This is a genomic window from Streptomyces tropicalis (assembly GCF_029269835.1).
Classification (GTDB): Bacteria; Actinomycetota; Actinomycetes; order Streptomycetales; family Streptomycetaceae; genus Streptomyces; species Streptomyces tropicalis.
Genome location: NZ_JARJBB010000010.1, coordinates 112,427 through 127,864 on the forward strand (window position 1 = coordinate 112,427; position 15,438 = coordinate 127,864).

Sequence of the window (15,438 nt, forward strand, 5' to 3'; positions counted from 1 at the left end):
CCCGATGTGAATCCCGACCCGTCCCGAACCACACGTTCGTGGGACCTGTGAGAGAGCGTGCCCTGTGGCTGACGTACCTGCCGATCTTGCCGCAGTGTGGCCACGCGTACTGGACCAGCTCCTCGGCGAGGGCCGTGGACAGGGGGTCGAGACCAAGGACGAGCACTGGATCCGGCGCTGCCAGCCGCTGGCGCTGGTGGCGGACACCGCCCTGCTCGCCGTGCCGAACGAGTTCGCCAAGAACGTGCTGGAGGGCCGGCTCGCCCCGGTGGTCAGCGAGTCGCTGACCCGTGAGTGCGGCCGGCCGATCCGGATCGCGATCACCGTCGACAGCTCCGTCGGCGAGTCCCAGCCCCCGTCGCAGCCCGCCCCGCGCTACGAGGAGCCGCGCTACGAGGAGCAGCCCCGGTACGAGGAGCAGGAGCTGCCCCCGGGCCAGGGCGGCTACGAGGGGTACGGCCGGCACCGGTCCGAGCGCCACGCCTCCGGCCCCCGTCCCGGCCGCGGCGACCAGCACGCGGGCGACCCGATGCCGCGCACCGGCCCGCAGGCCGACGGCGGCGCCGACCCGCTGCCGACCGCCCGCCCCGCCTACCCCTCGGAGTACCAGCGCCCCGAGCCCGGTGCCTGGCCCCGCCCGGCACAGGACGACTACGGCTGGCAGCAGCAGCGGTTCGGCTTCCCCGAGCGCGACCCCTACGCCTCGCCGTCGCACGACCGGTACGGCTCCCAGGAGTCCTACGGCAAGCAGGACGGGTACGGCTCCCAGGACGGCTACGGCAAGCAGGAGTACGGCCAGCAGGAGTCCTACGGTCAGAAGGACTCCTACGGCCCGTCCCAGGACTACCGTCCGCAGCCGATGGAGCGCCCCGCGTACGACCGGCAGCGCTCGGAGTACGAGACCTCGCGCGGCGACTACGAGCAGCGCGACGACGGCCGCCGCGACGGCTCCGAGGCGCAGGGCGGCTCCGGCCACGTGCACCGCGGCGGTCCGGTGGGCCCGAACCTGCCCACGACCGGTGCCCCGGGGCCGCTGGCCGCACAGCCGGCGCCCGCCGCCGGCCCCGGCGAGCCGACCGCGCGGCTGAACCCGAAGTACCTCTTCGACACGTTCGTCATCGGGGCGTCCAACCGGTTCGCGCACGCGGCCGCGGTCGCCGTGGCCGAGGCGCCCGCGAAGGCGTACAACCCGCTCTTCATCTACGGGGAGTCCGGGCTCGGCAAGACCCACCTGCTGCACGCGATCGGGCACTACGCGCGCAGCCTCTACCCGGGCACGCGGGTGCGGTACGTCAGCTCGGAGGAGTTCACCAACGAGTTCATCAACTCCATCCGCGACGGCAAGGGCGACAGCTTCCGCAAGCGCTACCGCGAGATGGACATCCTGCTCGTCGACGACATCCAGTTCCTCGCGGACAAGGAGTCGACGCAGGAGGAGTTCTTCCACACCTTCAACACCCTCCACAACGCGAACAAGCAGATCGTGCTGTCCAGCGACCGGCCGCCCAAGCAGCTGGTGACCCTGGAGGACCGGCTGCGCAACCGCTTCGAGTGGGGTCTGATCACCGACGTCCAGCCGCCCGAGCTGGAGACCCGTATCGCGATCCTGCGCAAGAAGGCGGTCCAGGAGCAGCTCAACGCACCCCCGGAGGTCCTGGAGTTCATCGCCTCGCGGATCTCGCGGAACATCCGCGAGCTGGAGGGCGCGCTGATCCGGGTGACGGCCTTCGCCTCGCTCAACCGGCAGCCGGTGGACCTGGGGCTGACGGAGATCGTCCTGAAGGACCTGATCCCCGGCGGCGAGGACTCCGCACCCGAGATCACCGCGCCCGCGATCATGGCGGCCACGGCCGACTACTTCGGCCTGACCGTGGAGGACCTGTGCGGGACCTCGCGCGGCCGCGCGCTGGTCACCGCGCGCCAGATCGCGATGTACCTGTGCCGGGAGCTGACCGACCTCTCGCTGCCGAAGATCGGCGCGCAGTTCGGCGGCCGCGACCACACGACCGTGATGCACGCGGACCGCAAGATCCGCGCGCTGATGGCGGAGCGGCGCTCCATCTACAACCAGGTCACGGAGCTGACCAACCGCATCAAGAACGGCTGACGGCCGGCTCGGGCCGCCGTACGGCGCACGGGCCGCACAGCCGCACAGGGCCGTGCGACGACGGCCGAGGGCGCCCGGGATCTCCTCCCGGGCGCCCTCGGCCGTCTCCGGGTCGGTCCCGGGTCGCCCGGGGCCGCCCCCGCGCAGGAGGACGAGGCGGACCAGGGCCCGGTGCCCCCGGTCATCTCCCAGGTCGCCTCTCGGAGCGCCCCTCAGGTCGCCCCATGCCTGCTCCGCCGCCCCGGCCCATCGCGTGAGCACCCCCCGCGTCCCGCGCCTCGACAACGCCCCGCAGCCCTCGACAACGCCTCGCGGAGGGGATCCGCCGGCCGGTGCCGGATCACGACGCCGTTGCCCCCTGTTCGAATCGACGCCGGGTTACGGTCTCCCTCCACAGATTCGGCTACTTTTTCCCGTCCACACGCTGGGGACCGCGGAGTTGTCCAGACCGCATCCACAGGTTGTGCGCCCGGTATGCCATCGCCCCAGCTCAGCTGCCTGTGGAATCGTGGACGAAGGATCTCCACAGACTGTGGACGACGACATGATCCACAGGCTGTGCACGAAGTTGTCCACGGGCTTCCCACAGGATGTGGCGCGTTGTCCCCAGTGATCGGCAGCTTCTCCACACGGCTGTCCACTGTTCGGCAACGCGACGCACCGGATCACCGCACCGAGTGAAAGCCGTCACACGAAGGTGCCGGATTGGGGTGTGGGAAACGCGGGTAAACCTGGGGACGCAGCTGGGGAGAACTGCCCCCGGGCTGTGGGCGAGGTGTGCAGAACTTCCCGTTCTCCACAGAGACGCCCGGTTGTCCACCGCCTCCACCCACAGGGCCCGTGGACAAAATTTCCGCGCTGAGCTGGGCAAACGTGGTTATCCACGGTATCCACAGGCCCTACTACTACTCCCGACTAGAGAGAGCGTGGAATCCGTTTCGAAGTGGGTCCTGTGCACAACTCGATGTCGGCAGCCCGACCGCGCCCCGGAGCGACTTGACCCCGACCGGCACCTGCTGTCAGCGCAGTGCGTCAGACTGGTCCCCGGTGTCCTTCCCGTCGGAGTGGGTGGTGACGCCGAGTCGGAGGACTCAGCAGCAACAGCAGGAGGCGGCTTACGGTGAAGATCCGGGTGGAACGCGACGTACTCGCGGAGGCAGTGGCCTGGGCGGCACGCAGCCTCCCGGCCCGTCCGCCGGCGCCTGTCCTCGCCGGCCTGCTGCTGAAGGCCGAGGACGGCCAGCTGAGCCTCTCCAGCTTCGACTACGAGGTCTCCGCCCGCGTCTCGGTCGAGACCGAGGTCGAGGAGGAGGGCACGGTCCTGGTCTCCGGCCGCCTGCTCGCCGACATCTGCCGCGCCCTGCCCAACCGCCCGGTGGAGATCTCCACGGACGGCGTCCGGGCGACCGTGGTCTGCGGTTCGTCCCGCTTCACCCTCCACACCCTGCCGGTGGAGGAGTACCCGGCCCTGCCCCAGATGCCGAACGCGACGGGCACCGTCCCCGGCGAGGTCTTCGCGTCCGCCGTGCAGCAGGTCGCGATCGCCGCCGGCCGCGACGACACGCTGCCCGTCCTCACCGGTGTGCGCATCGAGATCGAGGGCGACACCGTGACGCTGGCCTCCACCGACCGCTACCGCTTCGCGGTCCGCGAGTTCCTGTGGAAGCCCGAGAACCCGGAGGCATCCGCGGTCGCCCTGGTGCCCGCCAAGACCCTGCTGGACACCGCCAAGGCGCTGACCAGCGGTGACAGCGTCATCCTGGCGCTCTCCGGCTCCGGAGCGGGCGAGGGCCTGATCGGCTTCGAGGGCGCCGGGCGCCGCACCACCACGCGGCTCCTCGAGGGTGACCTCCCGAAGTACCGCACCCTGTTCCCGACGGAGTTCAACTCGGTCGCGACCATCGAGACCGCCCCCTTCGTGGAGGCCGTCAAGCGCGTGGCCCTGGTCGCCGAGCGCAACACCCCGGTGCGGCTCTCCTTCGAGCAGGGCGTGCTCATCCTTGAGGCCGGCTCCAGCGACGACGCACAGGCTGTGGAGCGGGTCGACGCCCAGCTCGACGGCGACGACATCTCCATCGCGTTCAACCCGACGTTCCTGCTGGACGGCCTGAGCGCCATCGACTCCCCGGTGGCCCAGCTGTCCTTCACGACCTCCACCAAGCCCGCGCTGCTGAGCGGCAAGCCGGCCGTGGACGCGGAGGCCGACGACGCGTACAAGTACCTGATCATGCCGGTCCGCCTGAGCGGCTGACGCCGGGCACCGCACGGGCCGCGGCGGTCCGCGGTCCCCACAGGCTGTGGACTGCGGGGCCCGTCCTGTGGATCACGCCGGGCGCCGCCGGGGCGGGGCGTGCGCATGAGCGCGTATGCCCACGGATGTGCGCCAGAGTCCGGGATTAGGCTCGGACGCAGGCACCCCGGTGCCGGATCGCCACGTCGTGCAACCTAAGGAACGCAACTGATGGAGCTCGGTCTCGTCGGCCTCGGCAAGATGGGCGGCAACATGCGCGAGCGGATACGCCGCGCGGGCCACACCGTCGTCGGATACGACCGCAACCCCGACCTCGCGGACGTCCACAGCCTCGAGGAGCTCGTGGGCAAGCTCGAGGGCCCGCGCGTGGTCTGGGTGATGGTCCCCGCGGGCGAGGCCACCCAGGCCACGGTCGACCGCCTCGGCGAGCTGCTGGAGCCCGGCGACGTGGTCGTCGACGGCGGCAACTCCCGCTGGACGGACGACGAGAAGCACGCCGAGGAGCTGGCCGCCAAGGGCATCGGCTTCGTCGACTGCGGTGTCTCCGGCGGCGTCTGGGGCCTGGAGAACGGCTACGCCCTGATGTACGGCGGCGACAAGGAGCACGTCGCCCTGGTGCAGCCGGTGTTCGACGCGCTGAAGCCCGAGGGCGACTTCGGGGCCGTGCACGCGGGCCGGGTCGGTGCGGGCCACTTCGCGAAGATGGTCCACAACGGCATCGAGTACGCGATGATGCAGGCCTACGCCGAGGGCTGGGAGCTGCTGGAGAAGGTCGACTCCGTGGAGAACGTCCGCGAGGTCTTCCGCTCCTGGCAGGAGGGCACCGTCATCCGTTCCTGGCTGCTCGACCTCGCGGTCAACGCCCTCGACGAGGACGAGCACCTGGGCGAGCTGCGGGGCTTCGCCGAGGACTCCGGCGAGGGCCGGTGGACCGTCGAGGCCGCCATCGACAACGCCGTGCCGCTGCCGGCGATCACGGCCTCGCTCTTCGCGCGGTTCGCCTCCCGCCAGGAGGACTCGCCGCAGATGAAGATGATCGCCGCGCTGCGCAACCAGTTCGGCGGCCACGCGGTGGAGAAGAAGTAGTCCACACCCGGGGGTGCCCGCCCGGGCACCCCTGGACGTGAACCGGTTGTCCACAGGCCGTGGACACGACCGGGACAACCGGAGCACCACAGGCAGGGGAGGTCGGCGAACCGACCATGCACGTCACGCATCTGTCGCTGGCGGACTTCCGCTCGTACCCCCGGGCCGAGATCCCGCTCGACGCGGGCGTCACCGCATTCGTCGGGCCCAACGGCCAGGGCAAGACGAACCTCGTCGAGGCCGTCGGCTACCTCGCCACCCTCGGCAGCCACCGTGTCGCCTCCGACGCCCCCCTGGTCCGCATGGGCGCCGAGCGCGCCGTCGTCCGGGCCCAGGTCCGGCAGGGCGAGCGGCAGCAGCTGGTCGAGCTGGAGCTCAACCCGGGCCGCGCCAACCGCGCCCGCATCAACCGCTCCTCGCAGGTCAGGCCCCGTGACGTGCTCGGCATCGTACGGACCGTGCTGTTCGCGCCGGAGGACCTCGCCCTGATCAAGGGCGACCCCGGGGAGCGGCGCCGCTTCCTCGACGAGCTCGTCACCGCCCGCTCCCCGCGCATGGCGGGCGTCCGCTCCGACTACGAGCGTGTCCTCAAGCAGCGCAACACCCTGCTGAAGTCGGCCGCGCTGGCCCGCCGGCACGGCGGCCGCTCCATGGACCTGTCCACCCTCGACGTGTGGGACCAGCACCTCGCGCAGGCGGGCGCCGAACTGCTCGCCCGGCGCCTGGACCTGGTCGCCGCGCTCCAGCCGCTGGCCGACAAGGCGTACGAGCAGCTCGCCCCCGGCGGCGGCCCCGTCGCGCTGGAGTACAGGCCGTCCGCACCCGGCGACGCCCACACCCGTGAGGCGCTCCAGGACCAACTGGCGGCCGCCCTCGCCGACGCCCGCAAGCAGGAGATCGAGCGCGGCGTCACCCTGGTCGGGCCGCACCGCGACGACCTCCTGCTGAATCTCGGCCGGCTGCCCGCCAAGGGGTACGCCTCGCACGGCGAGTCCTGGTCCTACGCCCTGGCGCTGCGCCTGGCCTCGTACGACCTGCTGCGCGCCGAGGGCAACGAGCCGGTGCTGATCCTCGACGACGTCTTCGCCGAGCTGGACGCCCGGCGGCGCGAGCGGCTGGCCGAGCTGGTCGCGCCCGGCGAGCAGGTGCTGGTGACCGCGGCGGTGGACGACGACGTACCGCACGTCCTGGCGGGCACCCGCTACGCCGTGGCCGACGGGACGGTGGAGCGCGCATGACCGCGGACGAACCGGCCCCCCGCCCGGGAACCGAGCCGTCCGGCGTCGATCTCGCGCGAGTGGCGCTGCGGGCGGCGAAGGAGGCGGCCCGTGCGCGCGGGGACGCGGCCCAGCAGAAGAAGCAGGCGCGGCGCGGCGGCCTGCGCTCCGGGGCCAGGTCCGACGGCCGCGACCCCATGGCCCTCGGCTCGGCGATCAACCGGCTGATCACCGAGCGCGGCTGGGAGACCCCGGCCGCGGTGGGCGGGGTGATGGGGCGCTGGCCGGAGATCGTCGGCGCGGACGTGGCCAAGCACTGCGTCCCGGAGAGGTACGACGAGGACGAGCGCGTGCTGACCGTGCGCTGCGACTCCACCGCCTGGGCGACGAACCTCCGGCTGCTCGCCCCCACCCTCGTCGCCCGGCTCAACGAGGATCTCGGCCACGGCGCGGTCCGCCTGATCAAGGTGCTCGGCCCCGGTGGACCGGCCCGCCGGTACGGCCCGCTGCGTGCTCCGGGCAGCACCGGCCCCGGTGACACCTACGGGTGACAGACGTCACATCAAGTGGTGCGGAAGCCCCGTCCGGCAGGGCCGGACGGGGCTTCCGCGCACCCGCGCGCGCACCCGCGGGCACCGACCTGACCCCTGAGTAGCGAAGGGTTGACGTCTCGAAGCGCTGAGTGCCGCTGTGAGCCTCTTGGAGCCCCCATCCGTATATCGGGACCCGGGCGAGACCGATTCAGGGCGGCACATGCGGACTCAGGTACCGGCAAACCCCCATCACTGTCGGCGCTACCGGTAGACTGGAAGCCGATCCCGCCCCAAACGTGGGGACCGTCCGGGACAAGCTGAGCAACGCTGTTCAAGGCTCACCAACGCAACATGCCGCAGCCGCTCCGACAACCCTCCCTCAGAGGGGGCACCTCCAGGAGCCCGGCTCGTGCTGTGCCAGAAAGGGCGCTTCGTGGCCGATTCCGGCAACCCCAACGAGAACATCCCGTCCACCGACGCCGGCGAGAGCGGGGCCGTCTCCTCGAGCGGTGAGGTCACGGCCTCGTACGACGCCAGCGCCATCACCGTCCTCGAGGGGCTGGACGCGGTCCGCAAGCGACCGGGCATGTACATCGGCTCCACCGGTGAGCGCGGCCTCCACCACCTCGTCTACGAGGTGGTGGACAACTCCGTCGACGAGGCGCTGGCCGGCCACGCGGACACCATCGACGTGACGATCCTGGCCGACGGCGCCGTCCGCGTCGTCGACAACGGCCGCGGCATCCCCGTGGGCATCGTCCCCTCCGAGGGCAAGCCGGCCCTCGAGGTGGTCCTGACCGTGCTGCACGCGGGCGGCAAGTTCGGCGGCGGCGGCTACGCGGTCTCCGGCGGTCTGCACGGCGTCGGCGTCTCCGTGGTGAACGCGCTGTCCTCCCGGGTCTCGGTCGAGGTGCGCACGGACGGCCACCGCTGGACGCAGGACTACAAGATGGGCGTCCCCACCGCCCCGCTGGTGCAGCACGAGGCCACCGAGCAGACCGGCACGTCGGTCACCTTCTGGGCTGACCCGGAGATCTTCGAGACCACGGAGTACTCCTTCGAGACGCTCTCCCGGCGCTTCCAGGAGATGGCGTTCCTCAACAAGGGCCTGACGATCCGGCTCACCGACGAACGCGAGTCGGCGAAGGCCACCGCCGGCGCGGACGAGGCGGGTGCCGACGAGAAGGCCGAGGTCAAGGCGGTCACGTACCACTACGAGGGCGGCATCGTCGACTTCGTGAAGTACCTCAACTCCCGCAAGGGGGAGGTCGTGCACCCCACGGTGATCGACCTGGAGGCCGAGGACAAGGACAAGAGCCTGTCCCTCGAGGTCGCCATGCAGTGGAACGGCGGCTACAGCGAGGGCGTGTACTCCTTCGCGAACATCATCCACACCCACGAGGGCGGCACCCACGAGGAGGGCTTCCGGGCCGCGCTGACCTCGCTGATCAACAAGTACGCGCGCGACAAGAAGCTGCTGCGCGACAAGGACGACAACCTCACCGGCGACGACATCCGCGAGGGTCTGACCGCGATCATCTCGGTCAAGCTGAGCGAGCCGCAGTTCGAGGGCCAGACCAAGACCAAGCTGGGCAACACGGAGGCGAAGACCTTCGTCCAGCGGGCCGTCTACGAGCACCTGAACGACTGGCTGGACCGCAACCCGGTCGAGGCCGCGGACATCATCCGCAAGGGCATCCAGGCGGCCACCGCGCGCGTGGCGGCCCGCAAGGCCCGCGACCTGACCCGCCGCAAGGGCCTGCTGGAGACGGCGTCCCTGCCGGGCAAGCTCTCCGACTGCCAGTCCAACGACCCCACCAAGTGCGAGATCTTCATCGTCGAGGGAGACTCCGCCGGCGGCTCGGCCAAGTCCGGCCGCAACCCGGAGTACCAGGCGATCCTCCCGATCCGCGGCAAGATCCTCAACGTGGAGAAGGCGCGCATCGACAAGATCCTGCAGAACCAGGAGATCCAGGCGCTGATCTCCGCGTTCGGCACGGGGGTCCACGAGGACTTCGACATCGAGAAGCTCCGCTATCACAAGATCATCCTGATGGCGGACGCCGACGTCGACGGCCAGCACATCAACACCCTGCTGCTCACCTTCCTGTTCCGCTTCATGCGGCCGCTGGTCGAGGCCGGGCACGTGTTCCTGTCCCGTCCCCCGCTCTACAAGCTCAAGTGGGGCAAGGACGACGCCGAGTACGCGTACTCCGACCGCGAGCGCGACGCGCTGATCGAGATGGGCCGCCAGCGCGGCAAGCGCGTCCGCGAGGACTCCATCCAGCGCTTCAAGGGCCTCGGCGAGATGAACGCCGAGGAGCTGCGCGTGACCACCATGGATCAGGAGCACCGCGTGCTCGGCCAGGTCACCCTCGACGACGCCGCGCAGGCCGACGACCTGTTCTCGGTCCTGATGGGCGAGGACGTCGAGGCACGCCGCCAGTTCATCCAGCGCAACGCCAAGGACGTCCGCTTCCTCGACATCTGAGTCGGTCTCAGCTGACCGCACCAGGAAGGAACTTCACCAGCAATGGCCGACGAGAACACTCCCGTCACCCCTGAAGAGGGCGGCGAACTCGCGATGCGCGTCGAGCCCGTCGGGCTCGAGACGGAGATGCAGCGCTCGTACCTCGACTACGCGATGTCCGTCATCGTGTCGCGTGCGCTGCCGGACGTCCGGGACGGCCTCAAGCCCGTCCACCGCCGCGTGCTGTACGCCATGTACGACGGCGGCTACCGCCCCGAGCGCGGCTTCTACAAGTGCGCCCGCGTCGTCGGCGACGTCATGGGCAACTACCACCCGCACGGCGACTCCTCCATCTACGACGCGCTGGTCCGCCTGGCGCAGCCGTGGGCGATGCGGATGCCGCTGGTGGACTCCAACGGCAACTTCGGCTCGCCGGGCAACGACCCGGCGGCGGCCATGCGCTACACCGAGTGCAAGATGGCGCCGCTGTCGATGGAGATGGTCCGCGACATCGACGAGGAGACCGTCGACTTCACGGACAACTACGACGGCCGCTCCCAGGAGCCGACCGTCCTGCCCGCCCGCTTCCCGAACCTGCTGATCAACGGCTCGGCCGGTATCGCGGTCGGCATGGCGACCAACATCCCGCCGCACAACCTGCGCGAGGTCGCGTCCGGCGCCCAGTGGTACCTGGAGAACCCGGAGGCCTCGCACGAGGACCTGCTGGAAGCCCTCATCGAGCGCATCAAGGGCCCCGACTTCCCGACCGGCGCCCTGGTGGTGGGCCGCAAGGGCATCGAGGAGGCCTACCGCACCGGCCGCGGCTCCATCACCATGCGCGCGGTCGTCGAGGTCGAGGAGATCCAGAACCGGCAGTGCCTGGTGGTCACCGAGCTGCCGTACCAGGTGAACCCGGACAACCTGGCGCAGAAGATCGCCGACCTCGTCAAGGACGGCAGGGTCGGCGGCATCGCGGACGTCCGCGACGAGACGTCCTCCCGGACGGGCCAGCGCCTGGTGATCGTCCTCAAGCGGGACGCGGTCGCCAAGGTCGTCCTGAACAACCTGTACAAGCACACCGACCTGCAGACCAACTTCGGCGCCAACATGCTGGCCCTGGTCGACGGCGTGCCGCGGACCCTGTCCCTGGACGCGTTCATCCGCCACTGGGTGACGCACCAGATCGAGGTCGTCGTGCGCCGGACGCGGTTCCGGCTGCGCAAGGCCGAGGAGCGGGCGCACATCCTGCGCGGCCTGCTGAAGGCCCTGGACGCCATCGACGAGGTCATCGCGCTGATCCGGCGCAGCGACACCGTCGAGATCGCGCGCGGCGGCCTGATGGGGCTCCTGGAGATCGACGAGATCCAGGCCAACGCCATCCTCGAGATGCAGCTGCGCCGGCTGGCCGCCCTGGAGCGGCAGAAGATCGTCCAGGAGCACGACGAGCTCCAGGCGAAGATCAACGAGTACAACGAGATCCTCGCCTCGCCGGTCCGCCAGCGCGGGATCGTCAGCGAGGAGCTGGCCGCGATCGTCGAGAAGTACGGCGACGACCGCAAGACGATGCTGGTGCCCTACGACGGCGACATGTCCATCGAGGACCTCATCGCCGAGGAGGACATCGTCGTCACGGTCACCCGCGGCGGCTACATCAAGCGGACCAAGACCGACGACTACCGCGCCCAGAAGCGCGGCGGCAAGGGTGTGCGCGGCGCGAAGCTGAAGGAGGACGACATCGTCGACCACTTCTTCGTGTCCACCACGCACCACTGGCTGCTGTTCTTCACCAACAAGGGCCGGGTGTACCGGGCGAAGGCCTACGAGCTGCCGGACGCCGGCCGGGACGCGCGCGGTCAGCACGTGGCGAACCTGCTCGCCTTCCAGCCGGACGAGGCGATCGCCGAGATCCTCGCGATCCGGGACTACAACGCGGCCCCCTACCTGGTGCTCGCCACCAAGGCCGGTCTGGTCAAGAAGACGCCTCTGAAGGATTACGATTCGCCGCGTTCCGGCGGTGTGATCGCGATCAACCTGCGCGAGCGCGAGGACGGTTCGGACGACGAGCTGATCGGTGCCGAACTGGTCTCGGCCGACGACGATCTCCTTCTGATCAGCAAGAAGGCACAGTCGATCAGGTTCACGGCCTCGGACGACACCCTGCGACCGATGGGCCGTGCGACCTCGGGCGTCAAGGGCATGAGCTTCCGCGAGAGCGACGAGCTGCTCTCGATGAATGTTGTTCGACCCGGTACGTTCGTGTTCACTGCCACCGACGGCGGGTACGCCAAGCGCACCCGTGTCGACGAGTACCGCGTCCAGGGTCGCGGCGGCCTGGGAATCAAGGCCGCCAAGATCGTCGAGGACCGCGGGTCGCTCGTGGGTGCGCTGGTCGTCGAGGAGACGGACGAGATCCTCGCGATCACGCTCTCGGGCGGTGTGATTCGTACGCGAGTCAGCGGGGTCAGGGAGACGGGCCGTGACACCATGGGCGTCCAACTGATCAACCTGGGCAAGCGCGATGCCGTCGTCGGTATCGCACGCAACGCCGAGGCGGGGCGCGAGGCGGAGGAAGTCGACGGCGACGTGGCCGTGGACGAGTCCGCGGAAGGTGTCGCGATCATCGGCACGGACGAGGGTGAGGCGCCCTCGGACGAGTAGCACGAGGAGAGAGTCATCGTGAGCGGAGCCACGGGCGCCGGGTCGGCCGGTCATTCCCCCGGCAGGGAATCGGACGGCGGCGGCCGTGGCTCCGCCGCGCGGGCGGCGGACTCGCACACCACCAATCTGAAGGCGATCGAGCCGTCCGCGACGGAGTCGCCCGCACCCGACACGTCCCAGGGGGGAACGGTGACGGACACCCGAGGTCCGCAGGCCCAGCAGGCGCAGCCCGCCGGTGGCGCGCAGGCGACTCCTTCCCACCAGGGCTCCGCCCCGGTGGGCGCCGCCTCCCCGCTGCCGGGCGAGCGCCGTCCGCAGCAGCCGGCCGGCCCGTACCACCCGCCGCAGGCCTACCCGGCGGCGTCGGCGTCCTCCGCCCGCCGCCCCCGCACGGACGTCCGCACGGCACCGCGCACCCGCAAGGCCCGGCTCCGGGTGGCCAAGGCCGACCCGTGGTCGGTCATGAAGGTCAGCTTCCTGCTCTCCATCGCGCTGGGCATCTGCACGGTCGTCGCCGCGGCCGTGCTCTGGATGGTCATGGACGCCATGGGCGTGTTCTCCACGGTCGGCGGGACGATCTCCGAGGCCACCGGCTCCAACGAGTCGAACGGCTTCGACCTGCAGTCCTTCCTCTCCCTGCCGAACGTCCTGATGTTCACGTCGATCATCGCGGTCATCGACGTCGTCCTCGCCACGGCCCTCGCGACGCTCGGCGCCTTCATCTACAACATCTCCGCGGGCTTCGTCGGCGGCGTCGAACTGACCCTGGCCGAGGACGAGTGAGACACCCGGGCAGCGGCCCGGACAACCGATTTTGGGACTGCGCATGTCGTGCGCTAATCTTCAGGAGTCAGCGCGCGGGACACACCCCCGCAGAGCGCGGCGGGGCTATAGCTCAGTTGGTTAGAGCGCATCCCTGATAAGGATGAGGCCACAGGTTCAAATCCTGTTAGCCCCACTTCTGAACCTGGTTCCGAAAGAGCGTCTCCCTTGGTGGGAGGCGCTTTTTTCGTTGCTGGGCGCATGGAGGGGTGGCGGTCCGCGTCGGTGCGGAGCGGTTCCCTTGGGCGCTTGTCAGCATGATCGTCGCCCGGATACCAGACGGGCCGGCACGGGCCGGCCTGCCGAAGATCAAAAAATACTCGTGCATCAGGCGCGGCTACGGGGAGAAACGGGACGGCTACTTCCGAGGCGCCTACCGGATCGGGCCGCTCAAGTACGGAACATTCGGCACCATCCGGCGCTGGGACTGGGGTGGCGGGCCGACGCTGAAGGCCGCCGCGAAGCTCGCCGGCGTGAACACCGGGACTGTGTCGAACGTCCTCAGCCATGCCGAGGTGGTGGAGGAGACCCGCGTCCACGTCACGCAGGCCATGTCCGACCTCGGTTACATAACAGCCGGACCGCGGAGGAGACGGCGGCCCACTGGCGCCGCAGCGCCTTCAGATCGCGCCTCTTCCATCTGGCGGCCACGGGGGCATACCAAGGCCTGAGAGGGCTGGTGAGGAAGGGGTGTGTACGGGCCGTGGCATCTCGGTGTCGATCCTGGCCGGACCAGCGATGCCGGGCACCCTCGTGCGAGGTCGAGGCGCGGCGAGCCGCGCGACGTCCTGTGGGTGCCGATTGTTGCCGGGCTCACGCCGCGCGGGCTCCGCCGGATGCACCGCACGCGCATGGCGAGCCTGCGCACCGAGCGGGTTCTCATGGATGAGCGGATGGGCCACATCGACGGCTCCTTCTCGCCCCGCTACCCTCAGTCACCGTCGAGATGGGGCACCGGCTCGTGGCTGGGCTGGCGGGGGACTGGGTTGGAGCGTTGAAAGCGCGGCTCATAATGCGGGCGGCCTCGGCGGTGGCCGTCCTTGTCTCTCTCCTCGGAGAGCGCGTGAGAGTAATGCGCAGGGAACCGGCCCGCCCCTCGTGAAGACCGGCAACTGCCACGCGGTCAGGTGGGAAGCTGTCCGGCGGCAGCTTCCAGAGAGACACAGTGTTGGTGCACCGCGATGATCGGCCGCCAGGCTTCCTACCTGCCCCGCCACCGGCGCGGATCCGTGAGATCGACGAGGTGATCTCCACACCACCCTGCCGAGTATGCTCTTCGGGTTCTCTCGTCCTGACCAGCTGAACCGGAGTGCATGATGTTCAAAGCCCGGACGGCCACTGGCATGTCGATACTCGCCCTTGCCGCTGGCAGCACGCTACTCCTTGGCTGCTCGGCCTCCGTCGAGGTCAAGAAGTCCACGCCGCCGAAGCTGTCGGCGGGCAAGCTTTCCACCACGCTGTCCGAAAAGCTCGCCGCAGCCACGGGGCAACCGAGGCCGCATGTCTCCTGTCCCGAGGATCTCGTCGGTAAGGTCGGCACCACCTCGCGCTGCACCCTCACTGCAGACGACGGCAGCACCTTGGGTGTGACGGTCAAGGTCACCTCTGTCAGAGGAGACCGCATCAACTATGACTTCAAGGCTGACGACAAGGCTTCGTCCTCCCAGCATTAGCCTCCTGAAGGCAGAGTTGGGCCAGACGACCCCTTCTTGAAGGGCTGAAGGCAGTACGGGTGCGAGCGGACAGTTGCACGCTTACCTCGCTGGCGCCGGGCACCGGCAAGTACGGGAGGAAAGACGCATGGCAGGGACGGATTCGAGAAGCGCGGCGGCCCAGCCGGTCGGGATGCGTCTGAACCAGGTACCGGGCGACGTTGGAGGATCAGCCGCATCACCGGGACTGAACGGTCAGAAGAAGCTCGCTTCCACACCGGCTCAGAAGCAGGCCGCGGCCAATGCTATCGAGCAGCACATTGAGCCTGACACCCGCAAGGCGGGAGACTACGCAGACACGGATACTGCCGCGGCGGTAAAGGCCTTCAGGGACGGATGGCACACCTCTGGGGCGTTGAAGAAGGCACATGCGGCTTGGGGCGAGCAGGTGAAGAACCTGATGAACAGGCTCGGCTCGGACAAGGCAGCGCTGCGCAACGCCAACACCACCTTGCAGACCACCGACTTCCAGGTCGGGACGAACGCGAATTCGGTCTCGGTGTTCGACGGGTTCTGACCGGGCAGCGTGCGCGGCTCGATCCAGGGACATGGGCGTGGCTCGCAGACATCTAGCAATGACCA

At 69.7% G+C, this 15,438-nt stretch carries 11 protein-coding genes and 1 tRNA gene; all 12 read left to right on the plus strand.

From position 1 onward, the window contains the following. The first annotated feature begins 64 nt into the window (after positions 1–64). The 12 genes from dnaA (at position 65) to P3H78_RS20465 (ending at position 15,373) form a co-directional block, all read left to right on the plus strand. On the plus strand, positions 65–2,107 hold the full coding sequence (gene dnaA, locus P3H78_RS20410; RefSeq protein WP_276110505.1) for a chromosomal replication initiator protein DnaA: 2,043 nt from the start codon (positions 65–67) through the stop codon (positions 2,105–2,107). 1,120 nt (positions 2,108–3,227) lie between these two features. After that, the gene (gene dnaN / locus P3H78_RS20415) at positions 3,228–4,358 is read left to right on the plus strand and encodes a DNA polymerase III subunit beta (protein ID WP_276110506.1); all 1,131 of its coding nucleotides are present in this window, start codon (positions 3,228–3,230) and stop codon (positions 4,356–4,358) included. A 210-nt stretch (positions 4,359–4,568) separates the two neighbouring features. Next, the gene (gene gnd / locus P3H78_RS20420) at positions 4,569–5,444 is read left to right on the plus strand and encodes a phosphogluconate dehydrogenase (NAD(+)-dependent, decarboxylating) (RefSeq protein WP_276110507.1); all 876 of its coding nucleotides are present in this window, start codon (positions 4,569–4,571) and stop codon (positions 5,442–5,444) included. A gap of 116 nt (positions 5,445–5,560) precedes the next feature. Next, the gene (gene recF / locus P3H78_RS20425; protein WP_276110508.1) at positions 5,561–6,682 is read left to right on the plus strand and encodes a DNA replication/repair protein RecF; all 1,122 of its coding nucleotides are present in this window, start codon (positions 5,561–5,563) and stop codon (positions 6,680–6,682) included. Further along, entirely contained in the window at positions 6,679–7,212 is a 534-nt protein-coding gene (locus tag P3H78_RS20430) for a DciA family protein (RefSeq protein WP_276110509.1), read from the plus strand. Before recF ends, P3H78_RS20430 begins: the two co-directional genes overlap by 4 nt. A gap of 391 nt (positions 7,213–7,603) precedes the next feature. After that, positions 7,604–9,685, plus strand: a complete 2,082-nt coding sequence (gyrB, locus tag P3H78_RS20435) for a DNA topoisomerase (ATP-hydrolyzing) subunit B (RefSeq protein ID WP_276110510.1) — start codon at positions 7,604–7,606, stop codon at positions 9,683–9,685. Positions 9,686–9,727: 42 nt separating this feature from the next. Beyond that, positions 9,728–12,322: a DNA gyrase subunit A gene (gene gyrA / locus P3H78_RS20440; RefSeq protein ID WP_276110511.1), complete on the plus strand. Its 2,595-nt coding sequence runs from the start codon at positions 9,728–9,730 to the stop codon at positions 12,320–12,322. 18 nt (positions 12,323–12,340) lie between these two features. Next, on the plus strand, positions 12,341–13,105 hold the full coding sequence (locus tag P3H78_RS20445) for a DUF3566 domain-containing protein (protein ID WP_276110512.1): 765 nt from the start codon (positions 12,341–12,343) through the stop codon (positions 13,103–13,105). Between the two features lie 101 nt (positions 13,106–13,206). Next, positions 13,207–13,280 (plus strand) — tRNA-Ile (locus tag P3H78_RS20450). Positions 13,281–13,353: 73 nt separating this feature from the next. After that, positions 13,354–13,815, plus strand: coding sequence for a LacI family DNA-binding transcriptional regulator (locus tag P3H78_RS20455; RefSeq protein ID WP_276110513.1), 462 nt, complete (start codon positions 13,354–13,356; stop codon positions 13,813–13,815). A gap of 672 nt (positions 13,816–14,487) precedes the next feature. Further along, positions 14,488–14,817 (plus strand): DUF4333 domain-containing protein, encoded by a 330-nt coding sequence (locus tag P3H78_RS20460; protein ID WP_276110514.1) that lies wholly within the window; start codon positions 14,488–14,490, stop codon positions 14,815–14,817. A 127-nt stretch (positions 14,818–14,944) separates the two neighbouring features. After that, on the plus strand, positions 14,945–15,373 hold the full coding sequence (locus tag P3H78_RS20465) for a hypothetical protein (protein ID WP_276110515.1): 429 nt from the start codon (positions 14,945–14,947) through the stop codon (positions 15,371–15,373). The last annotated feature ends 65 nt before the right edge of the window (positions 15,374–15,438 follow it).